We start from the raw sequence: 11027 nt of genomic DNA, 5'->3' as shown, positions 1-11027 counted from the left end.
ACGAGGCGGGCAGCCGGCCGCCCGCGCCGTTGCCGTACGGGGTCCAGAAGGCGGTCGCGTCCACGCGGGGCAGCCGCCACTCCAGGCGCACCGGCCCCACCTCGGAGCCCTCCGGAACGACCGTCACCTCCGTGACTCCTTCGGACAGTTCGCTGACGCCGGCGTTGCCGGCGACGAGCAGGTCGACGCCGCTCGAGGGCATCGCCTCCAGCCGGGGGCGTGCCGGGCCCGAACGGGCGTAGGGCTCCCAGACTTCCTGTACTTCGGTCCATGCTTCGGTCCGTGCTTCGGTCATCGAACGTGCACTGCCTTCCGTGAGTCGCGTCGGTTCGCCGGAGGTCGGGGTGGGGCGGGGGCGGGGGGTCAGCCCTTGGTGGCTCCGGCCGGCAGGCCGGCGATGAACTGCCGTCGCGGCACGAGGAAGAGGATCACCATCGGCACGGTGGACAGCGCGGTGCCGCCGACGATCGCGCCGTAGTCGGTGTTGCTCCCTTCCCGCGGGTCCCGCACCCCCGACCAGCCGCCGAGTGGCCCGCGCTGGGGCGGCGTGCGCCGCGGCCACGGCCGACCGGAGTCGACCGCGGCCGCGGTTCAGCCAGGGACCGCCAGTGAGGGAGACGTCAAGACGTCAGTAGGAGGTGGTGACGGTGACTCCGCTGAAGTCGGTCACCGCGTAGAGGCTGAGGTACCGGTAGCCCGCGTCGGTGTTGGTGACGGTGATGCTCTCGGTGTTGCCGGGGTTGGTGGACTTCTCGGTGAAGGTGGACGGGCCGGCCCAGTTCGCCGGGTCGTAGTAGAGGTCGGCGTTGCCGGTGCCGCCGCTGGTGGTGACCTTCAAGGTGGTGGTGCCGGCCGGCAGGTAGACCCAGAAGTAGTCGGTGTCACCGGCCACCCGGGACTGGTCGGAGCGGTAGCAGTTCCGGTCCATCGCCTGGGTGTTGGTGTCGGTGCAGGCCGTGGCCGTGCCGCCGCCGCTGTTGCCGCCGCCGGCCAGGGTGGTGAGCCAGGCGTCGAAGTCGGCGTCGTAGCTGGTGCCGATGGTGTTGTAGACGGCGTAGGCGCCCTGGTAGTCGCCGGTGCGCATCTTGGCCAGCATGTCCTGGATCTGGTCCGGGTGCTTCTCGGTCATGTACCGGACGGCCAGGTAGCCCCAGGGGTAGGTGCGGGTCTCGTCGTCGATGGCGTAGGTGTTCTGGAAGAGCTGGCTGAGCTTGTAGGTGTGCTTGGCCGCCTCGGTCAGCGCGCCGTCGTCGGTGAGGTTGCGGTAGGTGTAGGAGACGTACTCCGCCTGGCCCTCGATCCACCACACGTCGGGGACGGTGGTCTGGGTGCCGAAGTCGCCCTTCATGTCGTAGATGGACTGCTGGATGTGCGCGAACTCGTGGTTGAGGTTCCAGGCGTTGGCGGTGAAGCCGTTGTCGGTCGGCTCCTGGTAGAGGATGGAGTAGGCGACGTTGTTCGGGTCGGTCGGCGTGCCGGTCAGCGTCTCGCCGCCGTTGTCGGTGTCGTTGCCGAAGATCGCCCACGAGTAGGTGGTGTAGTCGGCCCTGCTGCCGAAGATGACCATCTTCACGTCGAAGTACTCACCGGGGATCGGCGTGGTGGTCTTGACCTGGTTCTGGTAGAAGGCGACCTCGTTCGACAGGCTCGTGCAGACGTCGGACTGCTCGGTCGCCGTGAGCACCTGCGCCATGATGGTGAAGTTGCTGCAGGAGTTGTCGATCGGCAGCGCGGCCGCGGTGAGCTGCTGCGTCAGGTCGCAGACCCCGTAGTAGGAGCACTGGCCCGAGTCGTCGAGGTTGGCCTGGTAGGCGACGTGCACCCACAGGTTGTCGGTGGCCCCGGTGATGGACGAACCGTCCAGCAGTCCCTTGACGAGCGGGCGGACCTTGCTCTGCAGGGCGGGTATCTGGAGGAAGTTGCCCAGGTCGTTGCCCGCGTTGGAGTCGAGGACGTCGTTGTCCCCGCCGAGCAGGTCGCGGTGGGCGAGGGTGAAGGTGGAGAGGGTGTCGGCGATGCCCGGGTTCGCGGTGATCGCGGTGACGAAGTCCGTGATCCACGGGCCGCGCCACAGCGGGGTGTAGATCGCGTTCAGCGCCTGGTCCATCTCCGGCACGGCGTCCCAGGTGCTGCTGTCGTAGGTGCTCAGGTACCGGGCGTAGACGTCCAGGTAGTCGGCCTGCGCCTGCGCGCTGTCGGTGAGGACGAACGCCTCCGCCAGCACGCTGCCGTTGCCCGCGCTGACGTCGTTCGCGTGGGAGTCGGCGAACAGGGCGTTGAACCCGCTCTCGATGGCGCTGCGCAGCGAGGAGTCGTACGTACCGACGTCCGCGGGGTCTCCGTACTGCACGTAGTAGCCGGCTTGCATGAAGTACATCAGCTCGAACAGGCCGCCGGAGTCGTCACCGGTGTAGGAGGAGGCCGCGTCGGCGACGCCGTTCGCCACCGCGAGCATCTGGTTCTGGTTGAACACCGCCTTCGCGTCGGAGCCGGTCAGGCTGAACAGCGGGTTGATGCAGGCGACCCAGTCCACCGTCTTGATGTACGACACCAGGTCGCTTCCGGAGCGGCCCGAGAAGTCCGACGTGGTGCACGACGTGACGGCGGCGGGCCGCGCGGCACCGGCCGCGTTGCGTGCCGCGTGTCCTGGCAGGCGCGGCTTGGACGGCTTCGCCGAGCCCAGGGCGACCGGCTCCCCGCGCAGTTTCGCGGGCACCGGCTTGGCGCGGGTGACGGTGGCTTGGGACCGACCGGTCTCGGGCCCGGTCGGCGTGGCTTTTCCGTGCTGCCTGGCGGCCTGCACGGCCGCGACGGTCGGCGACACGCCCGACGAGGGTGCATGCCTGCCGGTGGTGCTGGACGACGCCGCGGCGGCCCGGGCGGCGCCGGGTGCCACCGCCGCGGCCTGAGTGGTCATCAGGCCGGTGACGAGCCCTCCGGCCGCCAGACCGGCGGCCAGGATTCTGGGCAGTAGTGAACGACAGTGCATCGCATCTCCAGTGGGGGGAACTGAGGGAACGCTGTCCGATGTGGCCGGCAGCGGTATGTAACATTGCACTGGGGTGAAGCCATGGGCAATGCTCGCGGACCCAGCACTGTCCCCGGCCGACCCATAACACCGGCGCGCGAGGACACCGGGCGCACCGGTCGGCGATGCCTGACAGGAGTGAGTGGCGGATGACGAGGACGCGGCCGATCGAGACGATCGACTGGCACACCGGCGGCGAACCGTTCCGGATCGTCGAGGACAGCCCGGAAGCGGTGACCGGCCACGGGCTGACCGTCGCCGAGCGGCGGGTCGTCGCGACGGCGAGCGAGGAGGCGCAGTGGCTGCGGGCGCTGCTGTGCCGCGAGCCGCGCGGCCACGCCGACATGTACGGCGGGTTCCTCGTTCCGCCCGACGACGACGGCGCCCACCTGGGTGTCCTCTTCTGGCACAACGACGGGTTCTCCACCGCGTGCGGGCACGGCACGATCGCGCTGGGCTCGTGGGCGGTCGCCTCCGGCCGGGTCCCGGCACCCGCCGACGGCACGACCGACGTCGTGATCGACGTCCCCTCCGGGCGGGTCACGGCGAGCGTCAGGACCGCCGAAGGCCGGGTCCAGGACGCCACGTTCACCAACGTGCCCGCGTACGTCCACGCGCACGGCGTCGAGGTGCCGACCTCCCGCGGGAAGGTCACCGTCGACATCGCCGACGGCGGCGCGATGTACGCCGTGCTGCCGGCCGAGTCCGCCGGCCTGCGCGTCCGGCCGCGGGACGTCACCGAACTCATGACCGTCGGACGGGAGATCCGCGACGCGCTGAACGCCGCCGGCGCCGCCGAACACCCGCTCGATCCCCGGCGATCCGGGATCTACGGGACGATCCTCACCGAGGAGACCGGGCCCACCGAGGAGCGCGCCGACGGCAGCCGGCTGGTACGGCAGCGCAACGTCACGGTGTTCGCGGACGGCCAGGTCGACCGTTCGCCGTGCGGTTCCGGCACGTCGGCGAGGGTCGCGGTGCTCGCGAGCACCGGACAGCTGCGCCCGGGCGACGAGTTGCGGCACGAGTCCGTGGTGGGCTCGGTGTTCCACGCCCGGATCACCGAGCAGACCTCGGCCCACGGAATCCCGGCGGTCGTCACGGCGGTGACGGGCACCGCGCACGCGGTCGGCACGTGCCGGTTCACCGTGGACCCCCGCGACACCCTGCTGCCCGGGTTCGTGCTGCGATGACCGAACTCCTCGACGCCGAACAGGTCTTCGCGCTCGGCCCGGTGGGCGCCGTCCGGACCATCCGCGACGCGCTGGCCGCGGGCCTCGACCCGGAGAGCGACATCCCGCGGGCCATCGCGCCGCTGGCCCACGGGCAGGGGCTGTTCATGCCGTCGGAGGCCGACGGCTGGTTCGGGGTGAAGGTCGCGACCGTCGCCCCGGGCAACGCCGCCCTCGGCCTGGACCGCATCAACGCGACCTACCTGCTGCACGACAGCCGGACCCTGCGGCCCGCCGCGATCCTCGACGGCGTCGCGCTGACGACGCTGCGCACCCCGGCGGTCTCGGTCGCCGGCGGCATCGACCGGCTGCGCGAACTCGCCGGGAGCGCCGCGGACGGGCTGCGACTCGTGGTCTTCGGCGCGGGACCGCAGGCCGAGTGGCACGTGCGGACCATCCGGGCGCACGCACCGGTCGCCGACGTCACGGCGGTCACCCGGCGCGGCACGCCTTTGGCCTGGGCGGACCGCCATCCGACCGCGGACGACGCGGCCGTGGCCGACCATGTCCGCGCCGCGGATGTCATCGTCACCGCGACCTCGGCCCGCACGCCGGTCCTCGACGGCCGTCTCGTCCGCGACGCGGCGCTCGTGCTGGCCGTCGGCTCCCACGAGCCGTCGGTGCGCGAACTCGACGGCACGCTCATGGCACGCGCCACGGTCGTCGTCGACAGCCGGGCGAGCGCGCTGCGCGAGGCCGGCGACGTGATCCAGGCGGTCGCGGAGGGCGCGCTCGACCCGGACGCGCTGGTCACGATGGCCGACCTGCTCCGCTCGCGAGCGGCTCCGCCCGGCGGGCGTCCGACCGTGGTCAAGACCTGCGGGATGGGGTGGCAGGACCTGGTGGTCGCCGTCGCGGCGTACCGGCAGGCGGGGGCATCCCGGCCGGGAGCACGGGCGGAGTGACATCCCTCTGTTTCTATACCATGTGAAATGGTACCGTCGCCTTCATGAGGGGTTCCCGACGGACGGAGCAGACGGTGGGGCGAGACGACATGCGGCCGCGCGAGGGCGCGAGCCACGACCGCGCGGTACCGCCGACATTGGCGGAGTGCTTCACGCAAGGGTGGGCGAAGGAGGTCCCCGCGGTCACGGTCCTGCCCGGCGCGGCGTACGCGGCCGACCGTCGCGCGCGGCTGTCCGCGCGCTTCCCCGGCGAGCGGATCGTGGTCCCGGCCGGCGGCCTGAAGGTCCGCAGCAACGACTTCGACTACACCTTCCGGCCGCACTCCGCCTACCTCCACCTGACCGCCGAGCAGGGCGCCACCGCCGTCCCGGACAGCGTCCTCGTCCTCGAACCGACGGGCACGGGTCACGAGGCCACCGTCTTCGCCCGGCCGCGCTCGCCGCGTGACGGCGGGCCGTACGGCACCGAGTTCTACCGCGACCGCAGGTACGGCGAGTTCTGGGTCGGCCGGCGCCGTACCCTGGCGGAGACCTCCGACGCCCTCGGCCTCACGGTCCTCCCCCGCGACGACCTCGCGCGTGCCCTCACCCCACGCGTGCCGACCCGGGTGGTACGCGGCCTGGACCCGGTGGTCGACGCGGCGGCGCCCCCGGCCGCCGAGGCCGAGGCCGGACTCCTCGCCTACCTGTCGGAGTCGCGGCTGGTCAAGGACGCGTGGGAGGTCGAGCAGATGCGCACGGCCGTGGGGCACACGGTGGCCGCGTTCCAGGACGTGGCGGGCGAACTGCCCACCGCCATGCGGCTGCCGCGCGGCGAGCGCTGGATCGAGGGCACCTTCAACCGGCGGGCCCGGCTGGAGGGTTACGGCCTCGGCTTCGAGACCATCGCGGCGGCCGGCGCGCACGCGTGCGTCCTGCACTGGATGCGCAACGACGGTCCCGTACGCGACGGCGAACTGCTCCTGCTGGACGCCGGCGTGGAGGCCGACACCTGCTACACCGGCGACGTGACCCGCACCCTGCCGGTCGGCGGGCGCTTCACCGACGCCCAGCGGCAGGTCTACGACCTGGTGTACGCGGCGCAGTCCGCGGGCATCGCCGCGCTGCGGCCCGGCGCGCGGTTCGGGGACTTCCACGACGCCGCGGCGCGCGTCGTCACCGAGGGCCTGGACGCATGGGGCCTGCGCCCGGGCGGCGCCGGCCCGCACGACTCCTCCCTCTACGGCCGCTACACCGTCTGCGGCTCCGGGCACATGCTCGGCCTGGACTGCCACGACTGCGCCGACGCCCGCCGCAACGCCTACCTGGACGGCGTCCTGGAGCCGGGCCATGTCCTCACCGTCGAGCCCGGCCTGTACTTCCAGCCCGACGACCTGACGGTCCCGGCACACCTGCGCGGCATCGGGATGCGCATCGAAGACGACTTCCTCATCACCGCGGACGGCGCCGAGTGCCTGTCCTCCGCGCTGCCGCGGGCGGCGGACGACGTCGAAGCGTGGGTGACCGCCGCACGCTGAGTCCCGCTCGGTCCGGGAAGCCGGGTGTGGGGCCGCCGCGGCGGCCGCACACCCGTGTCAGCCGCGCAGGCCGGCCATCCACGCCTCCACCTCGTCGGCGGACCGCGGCAGACCCGCCGACATGTTCTCGTTGCCGTCCGCGGTGACCAGGATGTCGTCCTCGATCCGCACGCCTGTCCCCCGGTACTCCTGGGGCACCGTCAGGTCGTCGGGCTGGAAGTACAGGCCGGGCTCCACCGTGAGCACCATCCCCGGCGCCAGCGTGCCGTCCACGTACGCCTCGGTGGGGGCCAGCGCGCAGTCGTGCACGTCCAGGTCGAGCATGTGGCCGGTGCCGGCCAGCGTCCAGCGCCGGTGCGGGCCGAGCGCGAAGACCTCCTCCACCGACCGGTTGCCGAGCAGTCCCCAGTCCACCAGGCGCACCGTCAGCTCGCGCCGCGATCCGGCCCGGCGGACGGGGCCCCTTCCGGGGTGTCGGCCCACAGGGAGCGGACGTTGCCGAGGTGGCGCCGCATGCACGCCTGGGCGCCCTCGACGTCCCCGGCGATCATGAGGTCGAGCAGTTCGAGGTGCTCCTCGGCGGACTCCACCAGGCGGCCCCTCGCGTCCGGCGCGGTGAGCCCGTACAGCCGCGAGCGCTTGCGGAGGTCGCCCACCACCTGGACGAGGTGGGCGTTGCCGGCAAGGCCCGGCAACCCGAGGTGGAAGCGCCGGTCGGCCTCCAGGTACGCGATCAGTCCTGGACGTCCGGCTCGACGTGAGGCAGCGCTGAGCCTCGCCGCCCGGCGCTGCGGCCGGCGGGCGCCCTCCGGGCGGGCACTGCTACCCGCTCGCCGGAGGGCCGCCCTGCTCCGACCACCGTCGGCAAGGGCCGCCGGTCGGCGGACCGGGAGGCCCGGTCGTCGGCGATAGCCGTCTGCGGCTTGGGGATCGCGCGCACGGCCGGCTCGCCGGAACGGTGTGCGGGCCGCTGGCCGGTCGGCGTCGCACAGGGACGCACGCGAGGGCACCGACCGGTCAGCGCCACCCGCCGCGAACGCCGCAACGGGGTGCCCGTTCACGAGTTCGCCGTCAGTTCCCGCAGCCCGTTGGCGCGTTCGGGGTTCCGGTCCAGGCGGCCGTCCCGGTTCGCGCCGTTCGCCCTGGGCGGTCGGCGCAGCCCGATGACGACGCCGGCGGCGACGACCAAGGCGCCTGCGACATCCGCCGGGCCCACCACGCCGCGCCCGAGCACGGCGGTGGTGAGCAGCGCGCCCATCGGGACGAGGCCGGCGAAGAGTCCCGCACGATCCGCGCCCAGCCGGCGCAGCGCGTCGTACCACAGGAAGAAGGCGGTTGCCGTGACGAGGGCGCCGAGGTAGCCGAACGCTGCCGCTTCGGTGGGGGTGGGCAACCGCAGGGCGCTCGCGCCGTCGATGGCGACGCTCGCGGCCAGGAGTACGGGCACGGACATGGCCGCGGGGTAGGCGGCGACCCTCAGGGGGCCGAGTTTGGGCAGCAGGGGGAGGGCGATCAGGGAGAAGGCGACCTCGCCGGCGAGTGCTCCCAGTGACAGCAGCACACCGCGCGGACTGCCGCCGCCGAACCCGGCGGCAACGGCGGCGCCCACGGTCACGACGGCTGCGGCGCCGATGGTCCGGGCGGCGGGGCGGCGGCGTTGGGTCAGTGGCCCGACGAGGGCGAGGACCACCGGGATCATCCCGATCACGGTGCCGATCATGGCGGGGCTCGCGTACCGGGTCGCCTCCACCAGGAAGATGTTGAAGCCCACCAGGCCGGTGGCGGCCAGCGCGGCGAGGAGCAGGAAGTCACGGGGTGTCAGCCCGGCCCGGGGCAGGCGCCGGCGGCGCACGACGGCGAGAAGGATCGCCGCGGCGAGGCCGTAGCGCACGGCCTGGCCGCTGAGGACGGGGTAGCCGGCGATGGTCGCGGACACCGCCGTCGACGTGCCGACGAGCAGCATCGCGGCGGCGGCGCCCGTCGCCGGGACCGTGGAGGAGATCATGCCGCGTACTCCTTGGGCTGCGGAACGGTGCGCGCGGGGCTGAGGACCTTGCGGGTGACGCGTTCGGCGAGGGCGGTGACCAGGGTGCGCGGGCGGCGCGGCAGGAGATGGGCGGACAGGGCGTTGGCGAGCCCGGGGGTGACGTAGCCGCGGTCGCGGTCGAGGGCGCGAAGAGCGGCGCGGACGACCGGCTCCGGCGTGGTCATCGAGCCGTTGACGGCTGCCTCACGGGTGCCGATGGCGTCGAAGAACGGGGTGTCGACCGGGCCGGGGCAGAGGGTGAGCACGCGGATGCCGCGGCCGCGGTACTCCTGGCGCAGGGCGAGTCCGAAGTTCAGCACGAAGGTCTTGGACGCGCTGTAGACGGCGAAGTACGGGGAGGGCTGGAAGGCCGCGGTGGAGGCGACGTTCACGACCGCGCCCGTGCCGCGCGCCAGCATGCCGGGAAGCAGCCGGTGGGTGAGGTCGACCAGTGCGACGACGTTGACCATCAGCTGGTCGTGGTCACGGGCGGTGGCGATGTCCTCGAAGTGGCCGCACGTGCCGAAGCCGGCGTTGTTGACCAGCAGGTCGACGGCCAGACCGCGGGCGGCGAGCCGGTCGGTGACGCGCTGGGCCGCGTCGGGTGCGGCGAGGTCCTGGACCAGGACGTGGACGCGGACGCCGTGCTCCGCGATCAGATTCTCGGCGAGGGCGGTGAGCCTGTCCTCGGAACGCGCGACCAGGACCAGATCGTGTCCGCGGGCGGCGAGCTGTACGGCGAACTCCGCGCCGAGTCCGGATGAGGCGCCGGTGACGAGCGCTGCGCTGTGCACGGGAACTCCTTCGCTTGACGAGCAACGAGTGGCGAGTGGCGAGTGGCGAGTAACTGAGACGGAAGAATACCCATTTCCCGAGTATCTGCAACAGAGTTGTCTCAGATAAGCTGGAACTGACTCAGCGATGTATCGTTTACCGGACCAAGCGGCCACGTGGGAGGCACCATGAGCGAGTCGACGGCACGGCCGTTGCGGGCGGACGCGGAGCGCAGCGTGCGCGCGATCCTGGAGGCGGCCGAACGCGTGCTCTCCGCCGATCCGGGCGCGACGATGGAGCAGATCGCGGCCGCGGCCGGGGTGGCCAGGGCAACGGTCCACCGGCGGTTCGCCCACCGTCAGACGCTGATCGACGCGCTGGCTTCGTCCGCCGCCCGCCAGCTCGCCCAAGCCGTGGAGGACGGCCGACCCGACACGGCCCCTCCCCTGGTGGCACTGCACCGGATCACGGCCAACGTGCTCGACGTGAAGAGCGCCTGGGCGTTCGCGCTGGGGCTGCCGTCCGAGCCCGGCAGCGAAGCCGCCGTCCTCCACCAGGACATCGCCCGGCGCTGCCTCACCGTGCTGGAACGGGCCCGGACGGACGGGCTCATCGACGAGACGGCCGACCTCCACTGGCTACGACGGGTCTACTACGCACTGCTCGGGGAGTCCCTGCACGGGAGCCCCGAGGACTCCGACACCGACACCGACACGCTGGCCGCCCGCATCATCGACACCCTGCTCCACGGCGCCGGACCGCGCGCCTGAGCGACAGCCACGGGAACAGGGCACGCCGTTCCGTGGTCAGCCCCGGAGCCGACGCGACGCCCTGACGTGGACAGGCGGTTGTCCGGCCGGGCGGCTCCAACGTCGACGACATCTACCCGACCGTGGTCGCCCTCGCGCAGGAGGTCTTCGCGCCGGTGGAGAACGGGCTGGGCAGGTACGCGGTCCGCGATCAACACACCTGGCCCTGAGGTACACCGCGTTCGAGCCGGCCGTCCTGGCCACCTTGGGCCAAAGGCTGCGGCCAGTGCTCTCGCCCCAAGGTCGGCCGGCCGCCGTCCGGTTGCCGCGTTCAGCAGCCCGCCGAGCCGCGCCGTGCAGATGGCTGAGCTCGCCGGACCGACTCGCACCACGCCCGATCCGGATCTCCCGTAGGGCAAGGCCGCCGCGGGACATCCGACGCACCAGGCGCGCCCGTCGTGCGGTCATCGGTCGTCGGTTGCGGTTGTCGGTTGTCAGTTGTCGGTTGTCGGTTGCGTCCTTGGTGGGACCCGATGGGGACGGCGAAGCCGAAGCGTCGCGGTTGCGATCATAAGTCGGATGACTTGCTCGGCCAAGCCCTCGGACGGAGTCCGCCGACTCCATCGGCCGGCCGCCCGAGCCGTCGGTCTCCTCCCCTGGTCGGCCGGTGGCCGGTGGGGCCATAGGCCAGCCGGCACACGCCTGTTGCCGGAGTAACGCGTCGAGGCGCAGCGTCGCGGAAGCGGGAAACATCGGGTTATTGACAGGGACGCGGCACGCTCATATGGTTCCGTCA

9 protein-coding genes and 1 pseudogene are annotated in these 11027 nt (G+C 72.5%); 4 read left to right on the top strand and 6 right to left on the bottom strand.

Annotated elements, in window-relative coordinates; all coding sequences use genetic code 11:
• Nucleotides 1-363: 363 nt before the first annotated feature.
• Together AB0399_RS13290 and AB0399_RS13285 are read right to left on the bottom strand one after the other, a co-directional pair.
• Complete coding sequence (locus tag AB0399_RS13290; protein WP_366411347.1) at nucleotides 364-510, bottom strand: hypothetical protein; 147 nt, start codon at nucleotides 508-510, stop codon at nucleotides 364-366.
• 118 nt (nucleotides 511-628) lie between these two features.
• Complete coding sequence (locus tag AB0399_RS13285; protein WP_366411346.1) at nucleotides 629-2989, bottom strand: M9 family metallopeptidase; 2361 nt, start codon at nucleotides 2987-2989, stop codon at nucleotides 629-631.
• Between the two features lie 188 nt (nucleotides 2990-3177).
• Between AB0399_RS13285 and AB0399_RS13280 the strand changes: the two genes are divergently transcribed.
• From AB0399_RS13280 to AB0399_RS13270, 3 genes are all read left to right on the top strand, one after another.
• Nucleotides 3178-4221 carry a proline racemase family protein gene (locus AB0399_RS13280; RefSeq protein WP_366411345.1) on the top strand — a complete coding sequence of 348 codons (1044 nt, stop codon included), beginning with the start codon at nucleotides 3178-3180 and terminating at the stop codon, nucleotides 4219-4221.
• Complete coding sequence (locus AB0399_RS13275) at nucleotides 4218-5165, top strand: ornithine cyclodeaminase family protein (protein ID WP_366411344.1); 948 nt, start codon at nucleotides 4218-4220, stop codon at nucleotides 5163-5165. Before AB0399_RS13280 ends, AB0399_RS13275 begins: the two co-directional genes overlap by 4 nt.
• 89 nt (nucleotides 5166-5254) lie before the next feature.
• Entirely contained in the window at nucleotides 5255-6682 is a 1428-nt protein-coding gene (locus AB0399_RS13270; RefSeq protein ID WP_366411363.1) for an aminopeptidase P family protein, read from the top strand.
• Between the two features lie 57 nt (nucleotides 6683-6739).
• Here AB0399_RS13270 and AB0399_RS13265 read toward each other — a convergent pair.
• The 4 genes and pseudogenes from AB0399_RS13265 to AB0399_RS13250 form a co-directional block, all read right to left on the bottom strand.
• Nucleotides 6740-7123: pseudogene (locus AB0399_RS13265) on the bottom strand (M24 family metallopeptidase); the annotation flags it as partial.
• A complete protein-coding gene (locus AB0399_RS13260) occupies nucleotides 7108-7692 on the bottom strand; it encodes an FCD domain-containing protein (protein ID WP_366411343.1) in 585 nt (194 codons plus the stop codon). The pseudogene AB0399_RS13265 and the gene AB0399_RS13260, both read right to left, overlap by 16 nt.
• Before the next feature lie 47 nt (nucleotides 7693-7739).
• Nucleotides 7740-8687: a DMT family transporter gene (locus AB0399_RS13255; RefSeq protein WP_366411342.1), complete on the bottom strand. Its 948-nt coding sequence runs from the start codon at nucleotides 8685-8687 to the stop codon at nucleotides 7740-7742.
• Entirely contained in the window at nucleotides 8684-9502 is an 819-nt protein-coding gene (locus AB0399_RS13250) for an SDR family oxidoreductase (RefSeq protein ID WP_366411341.1), read from the bottom strand. Before AB0399_RS13250 ends, AB0399_RS13255 begins: the two co-directional genes overlap by 4 nt.
• A 168-nt stretch (nucleotides 9503-9670) precedes the next feature.
• On the opposite strand from AB0399_RS13250, the gene AB0399_RS13245 reads away from it, so the two are divergent.
• Nucleotides 9671-10252: a TetR family transcriptional regulator gene (locus AB0399_RS13245; protein WP_366411340.1), complete on the top strand. Its 582-nt coding sequence runs from the start codon at nucleotides 9671-9673 to the stop codon at nucleotides 10250-10252.
• The last annotated feature ends 775 nt before the right edge of the window (nucleotides 10253-11027 follow it).

Source organism: Streptomyces sp. NPDC088194, assembly GCF_040702025.1.
Classification (GTDB): Bacteria; Actinomycetota; Actinomycetes; order Streptomycetales; family Streptomycetaceae; genus Actinacidiphila.
The sequence above is the reverse complement of the archived record's forward strand: the minus strand, read 5'-3'. Positions and strand labels throughout refer to the sequence as shown.